The organism is Streptomyces anthophorae, assembly GCF_049310305.1.
In the GTDB taxonomy this organism is placed as follows: domain Bacteria; phylum Actinomycetota; class Actinomycetes; order Streptomycetales; family Streptomycetaceae; genus Streptomyces.
In genome coordinates this window covers 7,663,904-7,686,947 of sequence record NZ_JBLWQQ010000001.1, presented here as the reverse complement: position 1 = coordinate 7,686,947, position 23,044 = coordinate 7,663,904, and the positions used below count along the sequence as shown (strand labels likewise).

General features: G+C 72.3%; 21 protein-coding genes. 8 read left to right on the top strand and 13 right to left on the bottom strand.

The genetic code is table 11. The features are described 5' to 3' along the window. Window positions 1-11 precede the first annotated feature (11 nt). Both ACNYS0_RS34960 and ACNYS0_RS34955 read left to right on the top strand, forming a co-directional pair. Window positions 12-1,541, top strand: coding sequence for an FAD-dependent oxidoreductase (locus ACNYS0_RS34960; RefSeq protein ID WP_422479484.1), 1,530 nt, complete (start codon window positions 12-14; stop codon window positions 1,539-1,541). A 31-nt stretch (window positions 1,542-1,572) separates the two neighbouring features. After that, entirely contained in the window at window positions 1,573-2,559 is a 987-nt protein-coding gene (locus tag ACNYS0_RS34955; RefSeq protein WP_422479482.1) for a YihY/virulence factor BrkB family protein, read from the top strand. 30 nt (window positions 2,560-2,589) lie between these two features. Here ACNYS0_RS34955 and ACNYS0_RS34950 read toward each other — a convergent pair whose 3' ends face one another. The 4 genes from ACNYS0_RS34950 to ACNYS0_RS34935 are packed head-to-tail and all read right to left on the bottom strand — an operon-like array spanning window position 2,590 to window position 7,403. Beyond that, window positions 2,590-3,708: an XdhC family protein gene (locus ACNYS0_RS34950; RefSeq protein WP_422479480.1), complete on the bottom strand. Its 1,119-nt coding sequence runs from the start codon at window positions 3,706-3,708 to the stop codon at window positions 2,590-2,592. Continuing rightward, the gene (locus ACNYS0_RS34945) at window positions 3,701-5,833 is read right to left on the bottom strand and encodes a xanthine dehydrogenase family protein molybdopterin-binding subunit (RefSeq protein WP_422479478.1); all 2,133 of its coding nucleotides are present in this window, start codon (window positions 5,831-5,833) and stop codon (window positions 3,701-3,703) included. The genes ACNYS0_RS34950 and ACNYS0_RS34945 overlap by 8 nt, the downstream gene beginning before the upstream one ends. Continuing rightward, window positions 5,830-6,819: an FAD binding domain-containing protein gene (locus tag ACNYS0_RS34940; RefSeq protein WP_422479476.1), complete on the bottom strand. Its 990-nt coding sequence runs from the start codon at window positions 6,817-6,819 to the stop codon at window positions 5,830-5,832. The genes ACNYS0_RS34945 and ACNYS0_RS34940 overlap by 4 nt, the downstream gene beginning before the upstream one ends. Then, on the bottom strand, window positions 6,816-7,403 hold the full coding sequence (locus tag ACNYS0_RS34935) for a 2Fe-2S iron-sulfur cluster-binding protein (RefSeq protein ID WP_422479474.1): 588 nt from the start codon (window positions 7,401-7,403) through the stop codon (window positions 6,816-6,818). The genes ACNYS0_RS34940 and ACNYS0_RS34935 overlap by 4 nt, the downstream gene beginning before the upstream one ends. A 213-nt stretch (window positions 7,404-7,616) precedes the next feature. Between ACNYS0_RS34935 and ACNYS0_RS34930 the strand changes: the two genes are divergently transcribed. Then, the gene (locus ACNYS0_RS34930; RefSeq protein WP_422479472.1) at window positions 7,617-8,234 is read left to right on the top strand and encodes a TetR/AcrR family transcriptional regulator; all 618 of its coding nucleotides are present in this window, start codon (window positions 7,617-7,619) and stop codon (window positions 8,232-8,234) included. A gap of 118 nt (window positions 8,235-8,352) precedes the next feature. On the opposite strand, the gene ACNYS0_RS34925 is transcribed toward ACNYS0_RS34930, so the two are convergent. Next, window positions 8,353-9,138 (bottom strand): LysR family transcriptional regulator substrate-binding protein, encoded by a 786-nt coding sequence (locus ACNYS0_RS34925; protein ID WP_422479470.1) that lies wholly within the window; start codon window positions 9,136-9,138, stop codon window positions 8,353-8,355. 58 nt (window positions 9,139-9,196) lie between these two features. On the opposite strand from ACNYS0_RS34925, the gene ACNYS0_RS34920 reads away from it, so the two are divergent. Then, window positions 9,197-9,601 (top strand): DUF5997 family protein, encoded by a 405-nt coding sequence (locus tag ACNYS0_RS34920; protein WP_422479468.1) that lies wholly within the window; start codon window positions 9,197-9,199, stop codon window positions 9,599-9,601. Between the two features lie 18 nt (window positions 9,602-9,619). Here the strand turns inward: ACNYS0_RS34920 and ACNYS0_RS34915 are convergent, their stop codons facing one another. Both ACNYS0_RS34915 and ACNYS0_RS34910 read right to left on the bottom strand, forming a co-directional pair. Then, window positions 9,620-10,837 carry an MFS transporter gene (locus tag ACNYS0_RS34915; protein ID WP_422479466.1) on the bottom strand — a complete coding sequence of 406 codons (1,218 nt, stop codon included), beginning with the start codon at window positions 10,835-10,837 and terminating at the stop codon, window positions 9,620-9,622. Further along, window positions 10,834-11,415 (bottom strand): helix-turn-helix domain-containing protein, encoded by a 582-nt coding sequence (locus ACNYS0_RS34910; RefSeq protein ID WP_422479464.1) that lies wholly within the window; start codon window positions 11,413-11,415, stop codon window positions 10,834-10,836. Before ACNYS0_RS34910 ends, ACNYS0_RS34915 begins: the two co-directional genes overlap by 4 nt. Between ACNYS0_RS34910 and ACNYS0_RS34905 the strand changes: the two genes are divergently transcribed. Beyond that, window positions 11,414-11,935 carry a GNAT family N-acetyltransferase gene (locus ACNYS0_RS34905; RefSeq protein ID WP_422479462.1) on the top strand — a complete coding sequence of 174 codons (522 nt, stop codon included), beginning with the start codon at window positions 11,414-11,416 and terminating at the stop codon, window positions 11,933-11,935. The two genes, ACNYS0_RS34910 and ACNYS0_RS34905, sit on opposite strands and share 2 nt — an antisense overlap. 19 nt (window positions 11,936-11,954) lie before the next feature. Here ACNYS0_RS34905 and ACNYS0_RS34900 read toward each other — a convergent pair whose 3' ends face one another. Then, window positions 11,955-12,365, bottom strand: a complete 411-nt coding sequence (locus ACNYS0_RS34900) for an ANTAR domain-containing protein (RefSeq protein ID WP_422479460.1) — start codon at window positions 12,363-12,365, stop codon at window positions 11,955-11,957. 265 nt (window positions 12,366-12,630) lie between these two features. On the opposite strand from ACNYS0_RS34900, the gene ACNYS0_RS34895 reads away from it, so the two are divergent. Then, the gene (locus ACNYS0_RS34895; RefSeq protein WP_422479458.1) at window positions 12,631-13,587 is read left to right on the top strand and encodes a helix-turn-helix transcriptional regulator; all 957 of its coding nucleotides are present in this window, start codon (window positions 12,631-12,633) and stop codon (window positions 13,585-13,587) included. A 243-nt stretch (window positions 13,588-13,830) separates the two neighbouring features. Then, window positions 13,831-16,194 (top strand): phosphoketolase family protein, encoded by a 2,364-nt coding sequence (locus ACNYS0_RS34890; protein ID WP_422479456.1) that lies wholly within the window; start codon window positions 13,831-13,833, stop codon window positions 16,192-16,194. Between the two features lie 15 nt (window positions 16,195-16,209). On the opposite strand, the gene ACNYS0_RS34885 is transcribed toward ACNYS0_RS34890, so the two are convergent. The 4 genes from ACNYS0_RS34885 to ACNYS0_RS34870 are packed head-to-tail and all read right to left on the bottom strand — an operon-like array spanning window position 16,210 to window position 20,559. Next, window positions 16,210-17,442 carry a Gfo/Idh/MocA family protein gene (locus tag ACNYS0_RS34885; RefSeq protein ID WP_422479454.1) on the bottom strand — a complete coding sequence of 411 codons (1,233 nt, stop codon included), beginning with the start codon at window positions 17,440-17,442 and terminating at the stop codon, window positions 16,210-16,212. Between the two features lie 6 nt (window positions 17,443-17,448). Then, on the bottom strand, window positions 17,449-18,282 hold the full coding sequence (locus tag ACNYS0_RS34880) for a carbohydrate ABC transporter permease (protein WP_422479452.1): 834 nt from the start codon (window positions 18,280-18,282) through the stop codon (window positions 17,449-17,451). After that, window positions 18,275-19,264: a carbohydrate ABC transporter permease gene (locus ACNYS0_RS34875; RefSeq protein WP_422479450.1), complete on the bottom strand. Its 990-nt coding sequence runs from the start codon at window positions 19,262-19,264 to the stop codon at window positions 18,275-18,277. The genes ACNYS0_RS34880 and ACNYS0_RS34875 overlap by 8 nt, the downstream gene beginning before the upstream one ends. Next, on the bottom strand, window positions 19,264-20,559 hold the full coding sequence (locus tag ACNYS0_RS34870) for an ABC transporter substrate-binding protein (protein WP_422479448.1): 1,296 nt from the start codon (window positions 20,557-20,559) through the stop codon (window positions 19,264-19,266). Before ACNYS0_RS34870 ends, ACNYS0_RS34875 begins: the two co-directional genes overlap by 1 nt. A 237-nt stretch (window positions 20,560-20,796) precedes the next feature. Here ACNYS0_RS34870 and ACNYS0_RS34865 point away from each other — a divergent pair, with 237 nt between their 5' ends. Beyond that, window positions 20,797-21,606 (top strand): YhjD/YihY/BrkB family envelope integrity protein, encoded by an 810-nt coding sequence (locus ACNYS0_RS34865; RefSeq protein WP_422479446.1) that lies wholly within the window; start codon window positions 20,797-20,799, stop codon window positions 21,604-21,606. Here the strand turns inward: ACNYS0_RS34865 and ACNYS0_RS34860 are convergent. Then, on the bottom strand, window positions 21,598-23,001 hold the full coding sequence (locus ACNYS0_RS34860; protein WP_422479444.1) for a DUF2252 domain-containing protein: 1,404 nt from the start codon (window positions 22,999-23,001) through the stop codon (window positions 21,598-21,600). The two genes, ACNYS0_RS34865 and ACNYS0_RS34860, sit on opposite strands and share 9 nt — an antisense overlap. Window positions 23,002-23,044 lie beyond the last annotated feature (43 nt).

Here is a 23,044-nt window from a genome sequence, read left to right as displayed (position 1 = left end):
ACCCGGCGCCCATGACCGAGAACGCATCCGTGCAAGGGTCGTACTGGATCGAGTCCGCGCCGGGGCCGCGCTTTCCCCCGCTGGAGCGGGACGTGAACGTGGACGTCGCGGTGATCGGCGCGGGCATCGCCGGGCTGAGCACCGCGTGGGAGCTGACGCGCGCCGGGCTGAGCGTGGCGGTCCTGGAGGCGGGACGCATCGCCGAGGGCGTCACCGGGCACACGTCGGCCAAGCTGTCCGCGCTGCACACCCTGACCTACGAACGGCTGCGGCGCACGCGTGGCGTCGAGGCCACCCGCCAGTACGCCCGGTCCCAGTCCGAGGCCGTGGAGCACGCCTTCGAGGTGTCCGAACTCCTCGGCCTCGACTGCGAGTTGGAGCGACGTGACGCCTACACGTACGCGACCGAGAGCCGCCATCTGCCGGCGGTGCGGGCGGAGGCCGGGGCGGCGCAGGCCGCGGGGCTGCCCGCGACCTTCGTACGGGACACCGGACTGCCGTTCCCGGTCGCGGGGGCGGTGCGCGTGACCGGTCAGGCCCAGTTCCATCCGCGCAAGTACCTGCTCGGGCTCGCCGAGGACCTGCGGGCGCGCGGGGCGCTGGTGCACGAGCACACGTCGGTGTTCGGCCTGGAGGAGGACCACGCCTGCCATGTGACGGCGGAGACGGGTGCCCGGGTGACCGCGCGTGACGTGGTCGTCGCGACCCACTACCCGATCTTCGACCGGGCCCTCCTGTTCGCCCGGCTCGCACCCCGCCGTGAGCTGGTGGTGGCAGCGCCCATCAGCGCGGAACGCGACCCGCAGGGCATGTACATCACGCCCGAGAACAACACGCGCTCGGTGCGCACAGCGCCCTACGAGGACGGGCAGCGGCTGCTCATCGTCACCGGCGAGAAGTTCACCCCCGGCACCGGCGACACCCCGCAGCGCCTTGAGCGGCTGGCCGCATGGGCCGAGGACCACTTCCCCGGCATCGAACCGACCTACGGGTGGGCGACGCAGGACACCTTCCCCTGCGACACGACACCGCTCATCGGACTGCTGCACCCGGCGGCCAAGCACACCTACGTCGCCACGGGCTTCAGCGGCTGGGGCCTGAGCGGCGGCATCATGGCGGGCTCGCTGCTCACCGCGCTCATCACGGGGCGCGAGGAGCCCGAGTGGGCGGGCCTCTACGACCCGCGCCGGGTGCGGTCGGTGCTGCGCGAGGCGCCGCGCTTCCTGAAGCACCAGGCCGATGTGGCCGCCCACTTCATCGGCGACCGGCTGCGGCCCCCGGTCGTCGACTCCGTCGACGAACTGCCCGCGGACTCCGGCGCCGTACTGCGCACCAAGGGCGGGCGCAGCGCCGTGTACCGCGATCCCGACGGCAAGCTGCACGCCCTGTCCGCGCGCTGCACCCACCTGGGCTGCCTGGTCGCGTTCAACGCGGCGGAGCGCGCCTGGGAGTGCCCCTGCCACGGCTCCCGCTTCGACACCGACGGCCGGGTCGTACAGGGCCCGGCCACCCGGGGGCTGGAACAGCGCGACATCTCCTGACGTGACGACGAGCACGAACCGAGGGGGCGCCATGACCCACCACGAGCCTCGCGGGCGCGAGGAGCCGAACGACCCGACGGATCTGCCGGCCCGTTCCTGGTGGGCCGTGCTGCGCCGCACCGGCAAGGAGGCCCTCGACGACGAACTGCCGGACCGGGCGGCGGCGCTGACGTACTACGGCGTCCTCTCGCTCTTCCCCGGGCTGCTCGTCCTGGTGTCCCTGCTCGGCGTGGCCGGCGAGCGGGCGACGCAGGGCGTCCTCGACAATCTGCGCCATCTCACCCCCGGCCCGGTGCGGGACCTCCTCAACGACGCCGTGGAGCAGTTGCAGGACAAGGGCGGGTCGAGCGGGGTGGTCGCGGCGGTGAGCCTGCTGGCCGCCGTCTGGACGGCCTCCGGCTACATCGCCGCGTTCATCCGCACCGCGAACGCCGTCTACGACACGGAGGAGGGCCGCCCGGTGTGGAAGCTGGCACCGCTGCGGCTCGTGCTGACCGTCACGCTGATGGTGCTGCTCGCGGCGAGCGCGACCATCGTCGTGTTCACAGGACCGCTGGCCAAGCGCGCGGGCGACGCGCTCGGGGCGGGGGACGCGGCGGTCACGACGTGGAACATCGCGAAGTGGCCGGTACTGCTCGTCCTGATGGCCCTGATGGTGGCGCTGCTCTTCTGGCGCGCCCCCAACGTCCACGGCCCCGGCTTCCGCTGGCTGAGCCCCGGCAGCTTCCTCGCCGTCCTGCTGTGGCTGGCCGCCTCCGGGGGCTTCGCGCTGTACGTGGCCGGGTTCGGCTCGTACAACAAGACGTACGGCACCCTGGCCGGCGTCATCATCTTCCTGGTCTGGCTGTGGCTGTCGAACCTGGCGCTGCTGCTCGGCCTGGAATTCGACGCGGAGCTGGCCCGGCAGCGGGCCATCAGCGGTGGGCTCCCCGAGGACGAGGAGCCGTACGTGGAACCGCGGGACACCCGCACCTGGCCCCCCGATGCCACGGGGCCGGGGTCCGAGCGACCCGCGTAGCGGGGGCCCGGACCCCGGGCGTGTCCCGCCCTAGCGCGGGACCGAGTGGATCGCTCCCTCGCCGCCCCGCAGGGGCAGCCCGCTGCCCCCGCGCCGTGCAGCGACGATCTCCGCCCCGATCGACACGGCGGTCTCCTCCGGCGTACGGCCGCCGATGTCGAGCCCTATCGGTGAGTGCAGGCGCGCCAACTCGCCCTCACCGAGACCGACTTCACGCAGCTTCTTCATCCGGTCGTCGTGCGTGCGCCGCGAGCCCATCGCGCCGACGTAGGAGACCGGAAGCCGCAGCGCCACCTCGAGCAGCGGCACGTCGAACTTGGCGTCGTGCGTGAGGACGCACAGCACCGTGCGCTCGTCCGTCGCCGTCGAGCGGAGGTAGCGGTCCGGCCACTCCACGACCACCTCGTCCGCCTCGGGGAAGCGGGTCGGCGTCGCGAAGACGCCGCGCGCGTCGCACAGGGTGACGTGGAAGCCGAGCAGCTTGCCGACCTTGACCAGCGCGCCCGCGAAGTCCACCGCGCCAAACACGATCATCCGCGCGGGCGGCACGCTCGACTCGACGAACAGGGTGACGTCGCCGTCGCAGCGCGCCTTGCTCTGCGGTACCTCGCACAGCCCGGTGCGGCCGAGGTCGAGGTAGGCGCGGGTCTGCTCCGCGAGCCCCGAGTCGTCGCCGTCCGTGAGGCGCCCCTCGGACGAGCCGTCGGGACGGATCATCAACAGGGCGCCGCTGGACGGTAGTTCACCCGGACCGTCGAAGATCCGGGCGAGCGCCACCGCCTCGCCGCGCGCCGCGACGGCGAGCGCCGAGACCACCGTCGCCCGGGACGGCGAGTCGAGCCGCACCGGTTCGATGTGCACCTCGACCTCGCCGCCGCAGGTGAGCCCCACCGCGAACGCGTCGTCGTCGCTGTAGCCGAACCGCTCGCGGGCGGGCGTGCCGTCCGCGAGGGCCTGGACGCACAGTTCGTAGACGGCGCCTTCCACACAGCCGCCGGACACCGAGCCGATGACCTCGCCCGCCGCGTCGACGGCGAGGGCCGCGCCGGGCGGCCGGGGCGCGCTGCCGCTCACCGAGACGACGGTGGCGACAGCGAACTCCCGGCCCTGCTCGGCCCATTCGCTCAGGTCGGTCGCGAGATCAAGCATGGTCGCGCTGGGCCTCTGCGAGCAGTACCCGGTCGGGCCGCAGCGGCAGGTCACGGTGGCGCACCCCGGTCGCGTGCCACACGGCGTTGCCGATCGCGGCGGCCGTGCCGACGATGCCGATCTCACCGACGCCCTTGATGCCGACGGGGTCGTCCGGGTCGTTGTCGTCGACCCAGTGCGCCTCGACGACCGGCACGTCCGCGTTGGCGGCGACGTGGTAGCCCGCGAAGTCGGCGCCGACGTGCCCGCCGTCCGCCGCGTCCCGCACGGCCTCCTCGTGCAGCGCCATGGAGATGCCCCACGTCATGCCGCCCACCAACTGGCTGCGCGCGGTCAGCGGGTTGATGATGCGGCCCGCGGAGAAGACGCCGAGGAGGCGCCGCACGCGGACCTCACCGCTCGCCACGTCCACGGCGACCTCGGCGAACTGCGCGCCGTAGGAGTAGCGCTCCTTCTGCGCGAGGGCGCCGACCAGCTCGGTGGTGTCGGTGCGGACCGTGAGGCCCTCGGTCGGAATGGCGGCGGTCGGCGACAGGCGGTCGCGCAGTTCGCGACTGGCCGCCATCACGGCCCAGCCCCAGGAGCGGGTGCCCATCGAGCCGCCCGAGAGCCACGCCTGCCCGAAGTCGCTGTCGGCGATCCGCACCCGCACCAGGCCCTGGTCGACGCCGAGTTCGTCGGCGGCGATCTGGGTCAGCGCGGTGCGGGCTCCTGTACCGACGTCCGCCGCCGTGATCCGGACGGTGAACGTACCGTCGTGCTCGGCGGTGACGGCCGCCGTCGACGGGGCGACGCCGGACGGGAAGGAGCAGGCCGCCACGCCCGTGCCGAGCAGCCAGCGGCCCTCGCGGCGCACGCGCGGCCGCGGGTCGCGCCCCTCCCAGCCGAAGCGGCGCGCACCCTCCTCGTAACACCCGAGCAGATTGCGGCTGCTGAAGGGCAGCCCGGACACCGGGCCCACCTCCGGCTCGTTGCGCACCCGCAGCTCGACCGGGTCCATGCCGAGCTTCTCGGCGAGCTCGTCGAGCGCCGACTCCACGGCGTACGAGCCGGGAGCCTCGCCGGGCGCCCGCACGAATCCCGGGGTCGGCAGGTCCACGGGCACCACACGGTTCACGGAGCGGTGCGCGTCGGACGCGTACATCACGCGGCCGTACCCGGCGCTCGCCTCGACGAACTCGCGGATGTTCGAGGTCAGCGACTGCGCGTCGTGCCCGAACGCGCGAAGCCGTCCGTCGGTGTCGGCGCCGAGGCGTACCCGCTGCGTGGTGGGGCTGCGGTAGGTGGTGAGCGCGAAGACCTGACGTCGCGTCATGGCCAGGCGGACGGGGCGCTGAAGTTCGGTCGCGGCCATCACGGCGGCGATGTGGTGCGAGGCCACGAGCTTGCCGCCGAAGGCGCCGCCGACGTGTTCCGAGCGGACGTGCACGGCGGACGGGTCGAGCGAGAAGGTCTGCGCGAGCTGGTCGGCGACCGCCCTGCTGCCCTGGTTGGCGTCGTACACCTCCAGGCGCCCGTCCTCCCAGCGCACGGTCACCGCGTGCGGCTCCATGGCGGTGTGATGCGTCTCGGGGGTGGTGTACCGCTCGTCCACGACGGCGGCGGACGCGGCGAGTTCGGCCTCCAGGTCGCCCTTGCTCACCTCCGATCCCTCGGGGGCGTAGGTGCCGGGCCTGTCGGCCTCGAAGGCGATGTCGTGCGGCTCGACGTCGTACTCGACGACGAGTGCCTCCGCGGCCTCCCTGGCCTCCTCGGGCGTTTCGGCGACGACGAGCGCGACGGGCCAGCCCGCGTGCAGCACCTGGTCGTGCTGGAAGACGTGGAGGATGCCGTCGGGCGGCCCCATCAGGGTGAGGTAGTCGGTGTTGATGCGGGGCGCGTTGCCGTGGTGCATGACCGCGAGGACGCCGGGCATGGCGCGCACGGCCTCCTCGCCGACGGAGCGGACCCGGCCGCGTGCCACGGTGGACAGCACGAGCCAGCCGTGCGCGAGGTCGGTGAAGGGGAACTCGCCCGCGTACCGGGCGGCTCCCGTGACCTTCTCGCGTCCCTCGATCCGGCTGCGCCCGACACCCACCGAGCCCGTCCTCGCCGTTCCGGCCGCTGTGGTGGTGGTCGTCGTCATCGGGTGGCCTCCGAGAGTTCGGTGAGCAGCGCAATGATCAGATTGCGCATCAGGGGCACCTTGTACGTGCTGTCGGGCAGCGGCTTCGCCGCGGCGAGCTCGGCGTCGGCGGCGGCCGCGAACGTCGCGCCCTCCGCGGGCTTTCCGATCAGCGCCGCTTCTGCCGCACGGGCCCGCCACGGCCGCGAGGCGACCGCGCCGAGCGCGATCCGCGCGTCCCGTACGACGCCGTCCTGTACGTCGACGGCGGCGGCCGCCGAGCCGATCGCGAAGGCGTACGAGGCGCGCTCGCGGACCTTGCGGTACGTCGAGTTCGCCGCGACGGGCGCGGGCGGCAGGGTGACGGCGGTGATGAGCGCACCGGCCGGGAGCCCGGTCTCCAGGTGCGGGGTGTCGCCGACGGGCCGGTAGAAGTCGGCGAGCGCCAACTCGCCTGCCCCCTCGGCGGTTTCGTACTCGACGACGGCGTCGAACGCGGCGAGCGCGACACCCATGTCGGACGGGTGCACGGCGACGCAGTGCTCGCTCGCGCCGAAAATGGCGTGATTGCGGTGCTCGCCCTCGATGGCCGGGCAACCACTGCCGGGCTCCCGCTTGTTGCACGGCTTGCTGACGTCGGTGAAGTAGCCGCAGCGGGTGCGCTGGAGCAGATTCCCGCCGACGGTGGCCATGTTGCGCAGCTGCCCCGAGGCCCCGGCCAGCACGGCCTGCGCCAACGCCGGGTAGCGGAGCCGCACTTCGGGGTGGGCGGCGAGGTCGCTGTTGGTGACGGTGGCGCCGATCCGGAGCCCGCCTTCGGCGGTCACCTCGACGCTGTCCAGCGGCAGTTCGCGTACGTCGACGAGGCGCGCGGGGCGCTCCACGCCGATCTTCATCAGGTCGACGAGGTTGGTGCCGCCGCCGAGGAAGCGCGCCTCGGGGTCGGCGCCGAGCACCGCCACCGCGCCCGACACATCGGAGGCCCTCTCGTATCCGAACTCCCTCACGCCACGGTCTCCTTCGCCTCGTCGGCGGCGTGCGCGGCCGCGTGGGCGACCGCCTGCACGATCGACACGTACGCGCCGCAGCGGCACAGGTTTCCGCTCATCCGTTCCCTGATCTCCTCCGGGGTCAGCGGCTGCGGCCCCGCCGCGGGCCGTACGTCGCCGGTGGCCGCGGACGGCCAGCCCGCGGCGTGCTCCTCGATGACGGCAATGGCCGAACAGATCTGGCCGGGCGTGCAGTAGCCGCACTGGTACCCGTCGAGCTCGACGAACGCCTCCTGGACGGGGTGCAGTTCGCCGTCCGGGCCCGCGACGCCCTCGATGGTGGTGATCTCGCGGTCCTCGGCGGCGACCGCGAGCTGAAGACAGGCCACGGTCCTGCGCCCGTCGACCAGCACCGTGCAGGCTCCGCACTGCCCCTGGTCGCAGCCCTTCTTCGTGCCGGTCAGATCGAGCCGCTCGCGCAGGGCGTCGAGCAGCGTGGTGCGGTGGTCGACGGGCAGGGTGTGCTTCTCCCCGTTGATGTTCAAGGTGACGACGCTGGACGTAGCGGACACGGTCGTGCCGCCGATGTCAGCTGGGGGCATGGGTGCAGCCTTCTTTCGCGTGTCTGATGCGTGGAGAATCGGCGCTGTGCTCAAGGCGGGAGGCGGACCGGTCGTGGGTGCGGCCTTGGCCTCCACCCACTAGGGTGTTGACCCTAACCGGACAGCTGTCCGTTCTACGGGACACGAACGTAGTGGACAACTGTCCGCCTAGCAAGGACTATTCCCCGCCACGGCAGAAGGAGGAGAAATCGCGTGGGGCACTCGAAGAAGCCGGCCGCGCTGCGCTCGGACGCGCAGCGCAATCGCGACCGCATCCTCGAGGTGGCCCTGGCCGAACTGACGCGCTCCGCGGACACACCGCTCAGCGCCATCGCGAAGAAGGCGGGCGTCGGGCAGGGCACGTTCTACCGCAACTTCCCCAGCCGTGAGGCGCTCGTCCTCGAGGTGTACCGCTACGAGGTGGAGCAGGTCGCCGACGCGGCCTGCGAGTTGCTGTGCGGACGGCCGCCGGAGCTGGCCCTGCGCGAGTGGATGGACCGCCTCGCCCAGTACGCGATGGCCAAGGCGGGCCTCGCGGACGCGCTCCGCGAGGCGACGAGCGCGCGCGGCACGATGAAGCAGCTCGCGCACGGCCCGTTGACCGAGGCGGTGACCCGCCTCCTGGACGCGAACACGAAGGCGGGCACGATCCGCCCCGACGTCACCCCGGACGACTTCATGCTGGCCATCGCCGGCCTGTGGCTGATCGACCCCCGCGGCGACTGGCAGACCCAGTCGGGCCGCCTCCTGGACCTGGTCATGGCGGGCCTGCGCGCGGGCGCACCATCCCCATCAAGCCACTCCCCCCAGTCAAGCCCCTGCGGCGATTGAGCAGCGGGGTCCGGGGCAGAGCCCCGATCTTTTCAAGCCCCGCCGGCGATTGAGGCGCGGGGCCCGGGGCAGAGCCCCGCGACCGGCGGACGCCCAACCGCACACCCAGCCCGGTACCTCAGGACCGCTTCCGCTTGGCCGGCTTGTTCGCACTCCGCTTCGACTGCGGCTTCCCGTCCCGCCGAAGGCGCCCCGGCTTCACGAACTTCTTCCCCTGCGGCGGCTGCTTCTTCTTCGCGGCGTCCTTCTTCTCCGGCTTCTCCGGATCCGCCTGCGTACGGCCCCGCGAACTGTTCACCGTCCGGCCGCGCACGATGCCGATGAAGTCCTCGACCTGGTCCGTGGTGCGCTCCTGGGGCCAGGCGAGCACCACGCTCGACTCCGGCGCATCGGTGACCGTGCGGTACGTGAGGTCCTTGCGGTGGTGCAGCCGGGCCAGCGACATCGGGACGACGAGCAGGCCCACGCCCGCCGCGACCAGCTCGATCGCGTCGGCCGTGGTGGCGGGACGCTCGAAGGCGGGCTGCCCCGGCGGCACCTCCCAGCCGAGCACGTCGTCGAGCGGATGCTGCACGATCTCGTCGGCGAGGTCGGCCAGGGTGACCTCGTCCGCGGCGGTCACGACGTGGTCCTTGGGGACCACGACCACGGTCTTCTCGGTATAGAGCGGGATCGCGCTGAAGTACTCGCGGTCGACGGGCGGCCGCACCAGACCCGCGTCGGCGTCCCCGCGGCGCAGCACGTCGGACACCTCGGCCGCGGTCACCTGCACGAGTTCGAGCGGCACGCCGGGCAGGCGCTCACGCCAGATCCGCACCCACTTGGCGGGGGTGGCCCCGGGAACGTAGGCCAGCCGGAAGCCGGGTCCTGAGGTCTCTGCGGGGGTTTCTTGCGTGCCGGTCACGGATCAAGGCTACCCGCCGTGGTCGGCGGGCCCCGTCACGCTCGATACCCTTGACCTCATGAGTTCGCACCAGAGCACCCAGACCATGAAGCCCGCGACCGCGGCGAAGAAATTGGGTGTGTACCTCGAGGCCACGCCCGCCGAGTTCCAGGAGGGCGTCGTCTCGCGCGCCGAGCTGACCGCGTTGCAGGCCGAGCCGCCGCAGTGGCTCGTCGACCTGCGCGCGAACGGCCCGCACCCGCGCCCCGTCGTGGCGCAGAAGCTGGGCGTCTCCATCTCGGGCCTGGCCCGCGGCGGCGTCACGGAGGCGCTGACCACGGAGCAGATCGAGGCCATCAAGGACGAGAACCCCGAGTGGCTCCAGGCGGAGCGGGCCACGCAGGCCGACGTCCGCAAGGAGAACGTCCGGGTCAAGAAGCTCCACGCCGAGCAGGCGGAGAAGCGGGCGCAGCGCGAGGTATGACCGGGTGGGGGGTTCGGGTCACCGTTCGGCCTGCGCCCCACCGCACGGGGCTCCGCCCCGGACCCCGCTGCTCAATCGCCGCAGGGGCTTGATTGCGCCCACCGTCGCCCCCGCCACGACCAGCGCTCCGCACACCACCCCGCTCGCCGCGCCCCAGCCGCCCCACGCCACGAGCGGCGCCGCCACAGCCGCCCCCAGGGCGCCCGCCAGGAAGTACAGGAGCAGGTAGACCCCGCTGAGGCTGCCGCTGCGGCGGGGGTCGATGGACATGACGCGGGTCTGGTTGGCGGCCTGGGCCGTGAAGCAGCCCGCGTCGACCAGGGCGAGGCCCGCCGCCGTCACCACGGGCCGGTCGAGCCCCGTGCACAGCAGCGCCGCACCGGCGGCCGCGACCACCATGCTCCCGGTGATCACCGCCCGCGGCGAGTACCGGTCACCGAGGCGCCCGGCCACGGGCAACGCCGCGAATCCGAGCGCCCCGGCCAGGCTGTAGAGGCCGATGGCCGCGGCGTCGAGACCGTACGGCGGCTGCGCGAGCCGCACCGTGAGCGCGACCCAGACGAGGCTGAAGGCCAGGTACCAGAGGCTGCCGCTCAGCACCGCGAGCCGCAGCGCGCGGTGCCTGCGCAGGAGCCCGGGCAGCGCGGCGAGGGTGCCGAGGTAGCCGCCGCCCGCGCCGTCGGGCCGCTCCCCCGGCAGCCGCGCCCACGCCGCCGCCCCGCACACCACCACGAGCCCCGCGAACGCGAGCAGCATCCCCCGCCAGCCGAGCGCGTCCGCGAGCGCCCCGCCGACGAGGCGGCTGAGCAGGATCCCGGCCGACATGCCCGCCGCGATGCCCGCGACGGCCGCCCCGCGCCGCTCCCCCGGCACCCCGCGCCCGGCGATCGTCGAGGCCATCGCGCTGACGCTCGCGCCGGCGCCCACCATCACGTAGGCGATCAGGAGCACGCCGAGGCCGGTCGCCCGGGACGCGAGCAGCAGGCCCGCCGCGAGCAGCGTGAGCTGGCCCGCGACGAGCCGCCGGGGCGCCGCCCGGTCCGCGAGCGGCAGCAGGAAGGCGAAGCCGGCGATGCATCCGGCGAGCGCGGCGGTCGTGACCAGGCCGATGGCGGTGGCGGACGCGCCGGTGTCGCGGGCGACGTCGCCGAGCGCCGGCTGGATCGCGTAGTTGTTGGAGAGCGCCACTCCGGCGGTGCAGGAGAGCACCGCGACGCCCCCGCGCGGCAGCCTCACGGCGCCTCGCCGCGCACGAGGACCACGGCGTAACGGCAGTCCCGCTCCGTGGAGTTGACGAAGACGCAGGCCGTGGGCGGGCCCAGTTCGACGGTGTCACCGGCGTCGAGTGCGTGCACCGTGTCGCCCTCGTGGAAGGTGAGGTGTCCTTCGAGCACCCAGATGATCTGCCGGTGGAAGGCGAACGCCGCCGCCGGGTAGGGGACCTCGGCCCCGGCCGGGAGCCGGATCTCGGCGACCTCCGCGGGGAAGCCGGGCCCCGACACCTGCCGCCGCGCGTAGCCGGTCTCCGGGTCCTGCCACCGAGGTGCCGCCGCCGCGCGCCGCACCCGTTCCTCGGCCGACGCGGGATCCGGTTCCGGGTCGAGCAGCGTCGCGACGCTCAGCCGGAACGCCGCCGAGAGCCTGCCGAGGATCACGGCGCTCGGGCTGCTCTCGCCCCGCTCGATCCGATGGATCATCGCCCGGGACACCCCGGACTCCTCGGCCAGCTCCGCGAGGGTCCAATGGCGCCGGTCCCGCTCCGCGCGGATCCGGGCACCGATGCGCTCCACCAGGGGGTCTACGATATTGGACATGAATCCACGATACGAGACCCGGGCCCCGGCGGTGAAGGTCCGCCCGGCCCACGAGGACGACCTGGACGCCGTCCTCGCCATCCGCAATCACGCCATCGAGCACGGCACCGCGCTGTGGACGGACACCCCGCAGCCCCGCGCGGAGGGAGCCGCCTGGCTGGGCGCGCATCTCGAGCGCGGTTCGGCGTACGTGGCCGAGGTCGGCGCGGAGGTCGTCGGGTTCGGCGTCTACGGCCCCTGGAAGGCGTACTCGGGCTTCCGGCACACCGTGGAGAACTCGGTGTACGTCACCGGGGGCCACCAGGGCGCCGGCATCGGGTCCGCCCTCCTGACGACGCTCGTCGACTCCGCCACCGCCGCCGGTCTGCACGTCATGATCGCCGGAATCGAGGCGGGCAACGCGGCCTCGATCCGGCTGCACGAACGACACGGCTTCGAGCACGCCGGCACGGTCCGCGAGGTGGGCACCAAGTTCGGCCGCTGGCTCGATCTGACGCTCATGCGGCGGCAGTTGAGCTGACCGGCCGCTGCCGCGCCCCTCACTCCGTGGTCCGCTCCGGCGGCGACGGGGGCCTCAGCGAGGCGTAGCGCACCATGGCCCGTTGCAGTTCCTCCCGCTCGTCGTCCGGCAGGAGGCCCCCCTGGGCGAAGTCCAGGAGGTGCTCGGCCACCAGGTTCAGCTTGACGTTGGTGCGCTGCGACACGTCGCGCAGCACGCGCCACGCGTCCTCGGGCGGGATCCGGCCGAGGACGACGACCACGCCGATGGCCTGGTCCACCAGGGCGTGCGAGGTCACGGCACGCTTGAGCTGGGCCACCTCGACCTGTAGCCGTTCGTGCTCCTTGGCGAGGTCGGTCGCCGACAGGAGGGCGAGCGGCCGCGTCGAGGACAACGTGAAGAAAGCCTTGGGGCCACCAGGGTTGGAAGCGGGAGCGGGCAGGACGGTCACCTTCCTCAGACTTCGACGGGAGCACCGGAAGCGGCGCTCTCGACCCGTAGCCGCCACGGTACTTGGGCAACGACGGGGTCGACATCTCGATGCTCGGGCCTGCCGCACGAAGGCCGCAGTCCCCTGAACGAAATGTCCGGCGAGATCGATCCGGAAAACGAAGCGCGGGGAAGCACGCACCCCCTGGTACGCGCCGTGGCAGCCGCCCCGGCGCCGGTCGTAGGCTGACGACACCGGGCATATGACAATGGGGAGCGCGGCACATATGGGCACACTGCATTTCGACAGCAGCGACATCGGGGTCACCGAGGATTTCCTGAGCCGTCACTATGCCCGCATGCGCATCGGCAACGGCACGCCCGCGTCCAGCCGGGCGCAGATCCGGCGCGACGTGATGCCCGGGGTGAGCGTCGACGAGCTCGACCTCGATTTCGACATGCGCTACGCGGTGACGCCGCTTCAGAAGATCTGCCTGTGCCTCGTCCACGAAGGCACCATCCAGGACCACGCCTTCGGCGATGTCGAGGACGCCTTCGGCCCCGGCGACATGGTCTCCTTCGCCCCGCCCGAGCTCCCCTACGAGGGACGGATCTGCGGCGCCCGGTACAACATCACGATGCTGGACCCCGGCCTCCTGAACGAGGTCGCCGCCACCGCCCCGGGAGCGGCGCCGGCTCCGGTGCGGCTCACCGGCCACCGGCCCGTGTCCGACGCCGCGGCCCGGCACCTGAAGCGGACCATCGTGCACGTCCGCGATCACGTCCTGGCCGATCCCGAGGTCGCTTCCGAACCGCTCGTCACCTCGACCGCCGCCCAGCACCTGGCGGCGAGCGTGCTGGCCGCCTTCCCCAACACGGCGCTCGCCCGGCCGACCGGGACGGACCGCCACGACGCGCACACCGCGACCCTGCGGCGCGCCGTCGCCCATATCGAGGAGCACGCCCACGAGCCCCTCACCGTCGGCGAGATCGCGGCGGCCGCGCATGTCACCGTCCGGGCGCTCCAGTACGCGTTCCGGCGGCACCTGGACACCACACCGCTGGCGTACCTGCGCCGGGTGCGGCTCGCGCACGCGCACGACGAGCTGCTGGCCGCGGACCCGGCGAGCGCGACGGTGACCGAAATCGCCGCGCGCTGGGGCTTCCACCACACCGGGCGCTTCGCGGCGCTCTACCGGGAGGCCTACGGGCGCACTCCCTTTCGGGCCCTGACCGGCGACTGAGGGCGGCCGCGGCGTGCGGCGGGCGGCAAGCCCGTCGTGCCCCTCGGCGGCAGGCAGGTCTCCCGTAGCCGCGCGTCACCCGACTCGCCCCGCCGTGTTTGGGGCGGGGCGGCCCGGCGACCCGGCACGATGGCCACAAGGGCCCTTCGTGCGCGGCAGGACCGGGCGGCAGACTGGCGGCGCGCAGGGCCTGTGGTTCGGATCAGGCCCCAGCACACCTCTGCCGCCACCGATGGAGCTGCCATGGCGAAGGATCTGTCCAAGCACCAGGCCGCCGCGCTCGACGCCCACTGGCGGGCCGCCAACTATCTCGCGGCGGGCCAGATCTACCTCCTCGACAACCCGCTGCTCACCGAGCCGCTCGCCCCCGAGCACATCAAGCCGCGCCTTCTCGGCCACTGGGGCACCTCCCCCGGCCTCAACCTCGTGCACACCCACCTCAACCGTGTCATCAAGGAGCGCGACCTCGACGCACTGTGCGTCTGGGGTCCCGGCCACGGCGGGCCCGCCGTGCTCGCGAACTCCTGGCTGGAGGGGACGTACTCGCAGACGTATCCGGACGTCTCGCGGGACGCCGCGGGCATGGGACGGCTGTTCAAGCAGTTCTCGTTCCCGGGCGGCGTGCCGAGCCATGTCGCGCCCGAGACCCCCGGCTCGATCCACGAGGGCGGCGAACTCGGCTACTCCCTCGCGCACGCCTACGGCGCCGCCCTCGACAACCCGGACCTGCTGGTCGCCTGCGTGATCGGCGACGGCGAGGCGGAGACCGGGCCGCTCGCGACGTCCTGGCACGCGAACAAGTTCCTCGACCCGGTGCACGACGGTGCGGTCCTGCCGATCCTGCACCTCAACGGCTACAAGATCGCCAACCCGACCGTGCTGGCCCGTATCCCCGACGCCGAGCTCGACGAGCTGCTGCGCGGCTACGGACACGAGCCGCTGCACGTGACGGGCGACGACCCGCTGCGCGTCCACCGCGACCTCGCCCGCACCATGGACCAGGCCCTCGACCGCATCGCCCGCATCCAGCGCGAGGCCCGCTCGGGCAGCAGGAAGGACCGCCCGCGCTGGCCGGTGATCGTGCTGCGCACGCCGAAGGGCTGGACGGGCCCGGCGAGCGTGGACGACGAACCCGTCGAGGGCACGTGGCGCTCCCACCAGGTGCCGCTGCCCGGTGTCCGCGAGAACCCGGACCACCTGCGGCAGTTGGAGGCCTGGCTGCGCTCCTACCGCCCCGAGGAACTCTTCGACGCAGACGGCCGCCCCACCGAGCAGGTCCTGTCGTACGTGCCCGAGGGCACCCGGCGCCTGGGCGGCACGCCGCACGCCAACGGCGGGCTGCTCACCCGCAGGCTGCCGCTCGCCCCGCTGGAGCGCTTCGCCGTCCCCGTCGACAAGCCGGGCACCGCGCTGCACGAGCCGACCCGCGTCCTCGGCGACCTGCTGGCCCAGGTCATGCGGGACACCGCCGACCGCCGCGACTTCCGCATGGTCGGCCCCGACGAGACCGCGTCCAACCGGCTCCAGGCCGTCTACGACGCCACCGGCAAGGCCTGGCAGGCGGGCACGCTCCCCACCGACGAGCACCTGTCGCACGACGGCCGGGTGATGGAGGTGCTGTCGGAACACCTCTGCCAGGGCTGGCTGGAGGGCTACAACCTCACGGGCAGGCACGGCCTGTTCTCCTGCTACGAGGCGTTCGTGCACATCGTCGACTCGATGGTGAACCAGCACATCAAGTGGCTGAAGACCTCGCGGGAGCTGTCGTGGCGGGCCCCGCTGCCCTCCCTGAACTACCTGCTGACCTCGCACGTCTGGCGCCAGGACCACAACGGCTTCTCGCACCAGGACCCCGGCTTCGTCGACCACGTCCTCAACAAGAGCCCCGACGTCGTACGGGTCTATCTGCCGCCGGACGCCAACACGCTGCTTTCGGTGGCCGAGCACGTGCTGCACAGCCGCGACTACGTCAATGTCGTCGTGGCCGGGAAGCAGCCGTGCTTCGACTGGCTGTCCCTGGACGACGCCCGTGCCCACTGCGCGCGCGGCGCCGGGGTGTGGGAGTGGGCGGGCACCGAGGACGGCAGCCGCGAGCCGGACGTCGTCCTCGCGTGTGCCGGTGACGTGCCGACGCAGGAAGTCCTCGCCGCGGCGGGCCTGTTGCGCGAGCACCTGCCGGAGCTCGCGGTGCGCGTCGTCAACGTCGTCGACATGACGCGGCTGCTGCCCAAGGGCGAACACCCGCACGGCATGCCGGACTTCGAGTACGACGCGCTGTTCACGGCCGACAAGCCGGTGATCTTCGCGTACCACGGCTACCCGTGGCTGATCCACCGCCTCGCGTACCGCCGCACCGGCCATGCCCACCTGCACGTACGCGGCTACAAGGAGTCGGGCACCACGACCACGCCGTTCGACATGGTCGTGCGCAACGACCTCGACCGGTACCGCCTGGTCATGGACGTCATCGACCGGGTGCCGGGGCTCGGCGTGCGGGCCACCGCGGTGCGCCAGACGATGGCCGACGCCCGCACGCGGCACCACGCGTGGATCCGCGAGCACGGCACGGATCTGCCGGAGGTCGCGAACTGGTCGTGGACGGGGTGAGGGGCCCCTGGCCGGTCAACTCTGGCCGTTGGTGAACCAGTTGGCGAGTTCCGGTGCGACGCGCTCCACCGTCACCGGCTGCCCGTCCGCCCGCAGCGACTCGGTGGCCGCGACGCCCGCGGCCACCGCCTCGCGGGCGGCGACGGGGCTGGTGTCGGTGGCGCCGCCCTCGCGCACGAAGCGCAGGAACTCGGCGACGAGCAGCGGGTCGGAGCCGCCGTGCCCGCCCTCGCCGGGCGAGGGCATCGGGACGATGAGGTCGGCGTCGGCGCGGTAGCCGCTGCGGTGCTTCCAGACGCGGACCTCCGCGGTGTCGCCGTGGTCGCCGAAGTTCTCCAGGCGGCCCTCGGTACCGATGACGGTGTAGTTGCGCCAGTAGTCGGGCGTGTAGTGGCACTGCTGGTAGCTGGCGTGGATGCCGCCTTCGAGGCGCATCACCATCATGGACAGGTCCTCGACGTCGACGACCGGGTTCAGCCCGGTGAGGGACAGCGGGGGCCAGTTGTTCTCGGGGTCGTACCAGTCGGGCATGGTGGCGCCCGGCGCCTGCCCCGAGCGGTCGGCGATGTCGCCGTAGACGGTGAGCCCGCCGAGCGCGCTGACCCGCTCGGTGTACGCCCCGGCCAGCCAGTGGATGACGTCCAGGTCGTGGGCGCCCTTCTGGAGGAGCAGGCCGGTGGTGTTGCGGCGGTCGGCGTGCCAGTCCTTGAAGTAGAAGTCGCCGCCGTGCCCGACGAAGTGCCGGCACCACACGGCCTTGACCTCGCCGATCTCGCCGCGCTCGATGAGGTCGCGCATGACGCGGACGACCGGCATGTGGCGCATGTTGTGGCCGACGTAGAGCCGGGAGCCCGAGGTGCGGGCGGCCTCCAGGACGCGATCGCAGCCCTCGGTGGTGATGGCGAGCGGCTTCTCGACGAAGACGGCGACACCGGCTTCGAGGAGGTCGACGGCGAGTTCCTCGTGGGTGTGGTCCGGGGTGATGACGAAGACGGCGTCGAGGTCCTCGGCGTCCAGCATGGCCTTGTGGCCCTCGTAGGTGTGCACGTCGTCGCCGAACCACTCGCGGGCCCGGTCGAACATGCCGGGCGCGGTGTCGGCGACCGCGACCACCTCGGAGCCCTCGCCGGGGTGGTGGGCCTCGCGGGCGACGGTGGCGCGCAGGCCGAGCCCGATGACGCCGAGGCGGAGGTCGCGGGTGTGCGCGGGGGTACGGTCCGGTGCTTCCGAACGGATCTCGGTGGTCATGTCTGGTCAGCCCTTCATGCCGGAGAAAGCGATGCCCTGGATGAACTGGCGCTGCATCGCGACGAACACCACGATCACCGGGAGCGTGGCGAGCAGGGACCCCGCCATCAGTACCGGGTACTCGGTGAGGTGTGCGCCCTGGAGCGAGGCGAGGCCCGCCGACAGCGGCATCTTGGCCGGGTCGGTGTTGACGATCAGCGGCCACATCAGGTCGTTCCAGGACCACAGGAACGTGAGGATGCCGAGCGCGAGAAGGCCGGGACGGGCCAGCGGCAGCGCGATGCGCCAGAAGACGGTGAAGGGGTTGGCGCCGTCGAGGCGGGCCGCCTCCTCCACCTCCTCGGGCAGCCCCATGAAGAACTGCCGCAGCAGGAAGGTGCCGAACGCGGAGAACATGCCGGGAACGACGAGCGCCTGCATCGAGTCGAGCCAGCCGAGGTTCTGCATGATCTGGTACTGCGGCAGCAGGAAGAGCTGTCCTGGCACCATCAGGACGGCGAGGAACCCGAGGAAGATCGGCCCGCGCCCCGGGAAGCGGATGCGGGCGAAGGCGTACGCGGCCATCGAGCAGAGCAGGATCTGCGCCGCGGTCCGCAGCAGCGCCATGACCAGCGTGTTCACGAACTGCTGCCCGAACGGGACCCCGTCAAAGACCTTCGCGTAGTTCGAGAAGTCCCAGTGCGCGGGCAGGATCGTCGGCGGGACGCGCACGGACTCGCCGAAGCTCTTGAAGGAGGTGAGCAGTTCCCACAGCAGCGGGAACACGGTGATCACGGCGCCGAGCACGAGCAGGGCGTGGGCGGGCCAGATCCGCCCCTGGCGCATGTCCGTCTTACGCATAGTGGACCCACTTCTTCTGCAACCGGAACTGGACGGCGGTCAGCGCCATGATGAGGACGAACAGCACGCTCACGATCGCCGCGCCGTAGCCGCGCTGGTTGTCGAAGAACGCCTTCTGGAAGAAGAGCATCACCACGGTCTGCCCCTCGCCGTAGGCGGGGTTCTGCAACGCGTTCTGCGTGTTGGCGCCGAGGATCAGATAGACGAGGTCGAAGACCTGGAGCGACTGGATCACCGAGAGCACGGTGGTGAAGAACAGCGTGGGGCTCAGCAGCGGCAGGGTGACCGAGAAGAACTGCCGGACGCGGCCCGCGCCGTCCAGGGCGGCGGCCTCGTAGTAGTCGCCGGGGATGGACTGGAGCCCGGCGAGCAGCAGGATCATGTTGTACCCGACGGTCATCCACACGCCGACGACGGCGACCGCGAAGCGGATGGTGCCGGGGTCGGAGACCCAGTGGGTGCCGTCGATGCCGACCGTGGACAGCGCGTGGTTGAGGATGCCGGCGTCGCCGTTGTAGAGCCACCGCCAGACGACGGCGACCGCGGCGGGCATGGTGACGACCGGCAGGAAGTACAGGGTGCGGTAGACGCCGGTGCCGCGCAGTCCCTTCAGGTTGAGCAGGACGGCGATCACCATCGACAGCGGGATGCCGAGGAGGACGAGTCCGGTGTAGACGGCGGTGTTGCCGAGGGACTGCCAGAACTCCGGGTCGCCCACGAGCGTGCGGTAGTTGGCGGCGCCGATCCAGGTCGTCCCGCCGAAGGGGCCCCATTCGGTGAGGCTGTAGTACAGCGTCTGGACCACGGGCCAGAGGTAGAAGACGGCGAGGCCGAGACCGGCGGGGGCGATGAGGGCGTAGCCCCACCACTTGTCGCGGTGCGCGAACTTCCGCTCGCGGCGCCGCAGCTCCTTCTGGTCCTGGGGCTTCGGGTGACTTCGCTGCGCGGGTACGGCGGCTTTCGCCTGCGTGTCGACGCTCATCAGGACCGGCCCTTCCTCTCCTGCGCGAGCAGCTGGTTCATGGCGTCCGCGAGGGAGTCGGCGGCGGAGTCCAGGCTCTCGACGCCGCTCCACGCCCTGGCGAGCCACAGCTGTTCCTTGTGCTGCCATGCGGCGCTGTTGGCCGAGCCGGGGAAGGGCACCGAATAGTCGAGCGCGTCGAGGTGCGCCTTCAGGTTGAAGCGCGGCATCCCGTCGGCCCACGGCTTCGCCGTGCCGTTGCGGGCGGGGATCGCGGTGCCGTACTTGCCCTGGAGGAGCGATATCCGTTCGGTGCCGAGGAAGCGGACGAAGTCGCGGGCGAGTTCGGGGTGCGGGGTGCGGGCGTAGACGACGTTGGCGAGGCCGTGCAGCACGGTGGCGCGGTGCCTCCCCTTGGGCATCGGCGCGACGTCGATCTTCGCCCGCAGCTCGCGATCGGCGTAGAAGGTCGCGGCGTTGTAGGACGCCTCGTAGGTCATGGCGAGGGTGCCCGACTGGAACATCTGGGTGGGGTCGGTGTCGGCCATCTGCTGGAGGGTGGGCGAGGAGCGGTACCGGTGGATCAGGTCGACCCACAGCCGCAGCCCCTCGCGGGTCCGCTCCTCGGCGTATCCGGACTCCCGCTTGTCCTTGGAGATGACCCAGCCGCCGGCCTGCGGAACCGAGTTGTAGTAGTTCTCCTGCGCGCGGACGGGTGCACCTACCCCGTAGATCCCCCGCCGCCGGTCGGTGAGCCGCTGGGAGTGCTCGATGAGGTCCTGCCAGGTCCAACTGGCGTCCGGGTAGGGCACTTTGGCCCGGTCGAAGAGTTCCTTGTTGTACCAGAGGGCGACGGTGTCGAAGTCCTTCGGAGCGCCGTACTGGGTGCCCTTCCAGCGGTACAGGGAGACGAGGTCCTCCGGGAAGTCGGCGGTCCGCAGCACGGCGTCGGAGCCGTCGGTGTCCAGCGGGAGCAGCTGCCCGGCCTCGGCGTACATGCCGAAGTTGGGACCGTTCATCCAGAACACGTCGGGCGCGGAGCCGCCGGTGCAGGCGGTCCGCAACTTGGTCCAGTACGTGCCGTTCGGGGTCAGCTGGACGTCGACGCTCACGCCGGGCCGCGCGCGCTCGAAGGCCCGGGCCGCGCGCTGCATGGCGGGCAGTTGATAGACGTCCCAGACGCCGTACGTGAGATGGCCGCGCCGTGAGCCGCCGCCCGCGGCCGAGGCGTTCGACGAGGAGGGGCCGCAGCCGGACGCGAGCGGCGCCGCCGCGAGTGTCGTGGCGGCCGCGGCGAGGAGAGAGCGCCTGCGCACAGGGAGCCTTCCTGGTGAAGGGTCGACCGGAATGCAAGGACGCTATTTGCTCGAAGTTGACGGGTCAAGGCTTGTTTCGATCACCTTTATGCAAACCCGGGAGCGAACAGGGGGAATCCGGGCACGCGAAGGGCCGAAGCGGGCGGGTGTCACCCGGCGCGGGCGACGTGCGGACCGGCGGCCCGGCCGACAGTGTGCGGCGGGAGCGTGTGTCCCCCGCCCCGGGAGGGCGTTGTCATGACGATCACGGATGCCGCCCGGCCCCTGACGGGCCGGATCGTGCAGCAACTGGTGCGCGTCGGGATCCTGGACATGGCGACGCGGCTCGCCGCGCAGGCGTTCCTGGCCGCCCTGCCGATGCTCATCGCCCTCGCCTCGTTCTGTCCGCCGGTGGTGCGCCATGAGCTCCTGCGCTCGCTGCGTACGTTGATCGGGACGTCCGGTGCGGTCGTGCGGCAGGCCGAGGACGTGACCGGGGGCGGCGACGCCGCGCTGCACAGCTGGGGTGCCGCGGGCGTGCTGGTCGCGCTGCTTTCCGCCACCGCGTTCACCCGGGCCCTTCAGCGGCTGTGCGAGCGGGCCTGGGACCTGCCGCGCTCCGCCGTGCGGCTCGTGGCGTGGCGGTGGGCGGTGTGGCTGCTGGTGTGGGTGGCGATGCTGATCGTGCAGGGCGCGCTGCACCGGGCGTTCGGCGCCGGGGCCGTCATCGGCTACCCCTTGCAGTTCGCGGCGGCCGCGCTGATGTGGTGGTGGACCCAGCACCTGCTGCTCGCCGGGCGGGTGCCGTGGCTGCCGCTGCTGCCGGGGGCGCTGCTGACCGCGGCGGGCGTGGTGGCGTTCTGCGGGGTGTCGGGGCTCTGGCTGCCGCGGGCGCTGCGGATGAGCGTGGAGCGCTACGGGGCGCTCGGGTCGGTGTTCACGGTGCTGTCCTGGCTGATCGTCTTCTTCACCACGGTGGTGTTCGGCGTGGCCGTCGGGCGCGTCCTGGCCCAGGAGGAGTTCCTGCGGCACCGGCTCGGCGGCACCACGGCCACCGGCTCAGGCTGACTCCACCGTCACCCTGCCCTCCCGGGCGGCCGTGGCCAGCGCCTGGTGGTCGCGCTCGTTCTGGTCGGCGTAGGCCTCCGCGAAACGGGCGAGCGCCCGGTCGAAGGAGTCGGAGCGGCCAAGATAGGCGGCGATGGCGACGCGGTCGCCGGAGCGGGCGTGGGCGCGTGCCAGCGTCGCGCCGCACGCCCCGCCGAACAGGCTCAGGACGCGCGGGGGCATCAGATCCACCTGCGGAATCACCTTCCAGTCCCACAACTGCCGTACATAGAAGTCGCGTTGCCGCCCGTCGAGCCCTTCCACCCGCTCCCAGCCGAGGAACATGTCGCCGGCCGCCTGCATGAGGCGCTGGCCGACGACGACGCGTTCGCCCTGGTTGGTGTGGGCACCGGGGCCCGCGAACTCCGCGAGCACGGAGGGCCCCGCCTCCTTCGCCTGGAGCAGCAGCGGATCGTGGTCGTCGCGGCCGAGCAGCAGCACGATCCAGCAGCGGGTGCCCACGCTGCCGACCCCGACCACCTTGCGCGCCATGTCGACGACCCTGTACTGGGTGAGCAGCGCCCTGCGCTCGGCGGTGAGCGTGCGTGAGTACCGCTCGATCAGGTCGATCAACTGCGCCTCGAGCTGCTTGCGTTCGACGCCGGGAAGGAGTTGGTCGAGCGGGGTGACCAGGGGCGGGTCGGCGGCGATGCGCAGCTCTCCGTCGACGACGTGGGCGAGCTTCTCAAGCGCCTGGAGGTGGTCGCGGCCGCGGGCCTTGCCGAGCGCCTTCGACATGCGCCGCCGGGTCCGGCCGTCCAGCTTCCCGGACACGGCGGCGTACAGCTCGTCCGCCTCGATCCGCGAGTACCACACGTCAAGGGTGCGCATCCCGGCGAACCGCTCCATGGACTGCCGGTACGAGGCCGCCGTGGCCCGCACCACGCGCTCTCGCTCGGAGCGGCCGAAGCCGTTGCCGCGGCCCGCGATGACGAGGCTGGCGGCGAGCCGTTTGACGTCCCACTCCCACGGCCCGCGCAGCGTCTCGTCGAAGTCGTTGACGTCGAACATCAGGCGCCGCTCCGGTGAGGCGAGCAGCCGGAAGTTCAACACATGGGCGTCTCCGCACAGTTGGGCACGCAGGCCGGTGACCGGGGTGTGCGAGAGGTCGGATGCCATGATCGCGGCGGCGCCCCGGAAGAACCGGAACGGCGACTCCAGCATGCGCCCGTAGCGGATCGGGACGAGCTCGGGCAGCCTGGCCGCCGACTGCTTCTCCAGGATCTCGACCGGGTCGGGCCGGTCGGCCGCGGGCGCGTAGGCGGCGTGCCCGGAGCGCGGGACGCTGGACCTCACGGACCGGCCCGTGCTCGCCCGCTCGCGCGCCGTGCGGCGGCGGCTCGTCATCTCGGTCATGGCGGGCTCCTTCCTGGCTGTGCACACCGTGCGCCGGGCCGGG

What these genes read in the sequence shown, in the direction of transcription:
- ACNYS0_RS34960 (WP_422479484.1), top strand. Translation starts at nt 12, where the DNA reads ATGACCGAGAACGCATCCGTGCAAGGGTCGTACTGGATCGAGTCCGCG.
- ACNYS0_RS34955 (WP_422479482.1), top strand. Translation starts at nt 1,573, where the DNA reads ATGACCCACCACGAGCCTCGCGGGCGCGAGGAGCCGAACGACCCGACG.
- ACNYS0_RS34950 (WP_422479480.1), bottom strand. Translation starts at nt 3,708, where the DNA reads ATGCTTGATCTCGCGACCGACCTGAGCGAATGGGCCGAGCAGGGCCGG.
- ACNYS0_RS34945 (WP_422479478.1), bottom strand. Translation starts at nt 5,833, where the DNA reads ATGACGACGACCACCACCACAGCGGCCGGAACGGCGAGGACGGGCTCG.
- ACNYS0_RS34935 (WP_422479474.1), bottom strand. Translation starts at nt 7,403, where the DNA reads ATGCCCCCAGCTGACATCGGCGGCACGACCGTGTCCGCTACGTCCAGC.
- ACNYS0_RS34920 (WP_422479468.1), top strand. Translation starts at nt 9,197, where the DNA reads ATGAGTTCGCACCAGAGCACCCAGACCATGAAGCCCGCGACCGCGGCG.
- ACNYS0_RS34905 (WP_422479462.1), top strand. Translation starts at nt 11,414, where the DNA reads ATGAATCCACGATACGAGACCCGGGCCCCGGCGGTGAAGGTCCGCCCG.
- ACNYS0_RS34910 (WP_422479464.1), bottom strand. Translation starts at nt 11,415, where the DNA reads ATGTCCAATATCGTAGACCCCCTGGTGGAGCGCATCGGTGCCCGGATC.
- ACNYS0_RS34895 (WP_422479458.1), top strand. Translation starts at nt 12,631, where the DNA reads ATGGGCACACTGCATTTCGACAGCAGCGACATCGGGGTCACCGAGGAT.
- ACNYS0_RS34890 (WP_422479456.1), top strand. Translation starts at nt 13,831, where the DNA reads ATGGCGAAGGATCTGTCCAAGCACCAGGCCGCCGCGCTCGACGCCCAC.
- ACNYS0_RS34885 (WP_422479454.1), bottom strand. Translation starts at nt 17,442, where the DNA reads ATGACCACCGAGATCCGTTCGGAAGCACCGGACCGTACCCCCGCGCAC.
- ACNYS0_RS34880 (WP_422479452.1), bottom strand. Translation starts at nt 18,282, where the DNA reads ATGCGTAAGACGGACATGCGCCAGGGGCGGATCTGGCCCGCCCACGCC.
- ACNYS0_RS34875 (WP_422479450.1), bottom strand. Translation starts at nt 19,264, where the DNA reads ATGAGCGTCGACACGCAGGCGAAAGCCGCCGTACCCGCGCAGCGAAGT.
- ACNYS0_RS34865 (WP_422479446.1), top strand. Translation starts at nt 20,797, where the DNA reads ATGACGATCACGGATGCCGCCCGGCCCCTGACGGGCCGGATCGTGCAG.
- ACNYS0_RS34860 (WP_422479444.1), bottom strand. Translation starts at nt 23,001, where the DNA reads ATGACCGAGATGACGAGCCGCCGCCGCACGGCGCGCGAGCGGGCGAGC.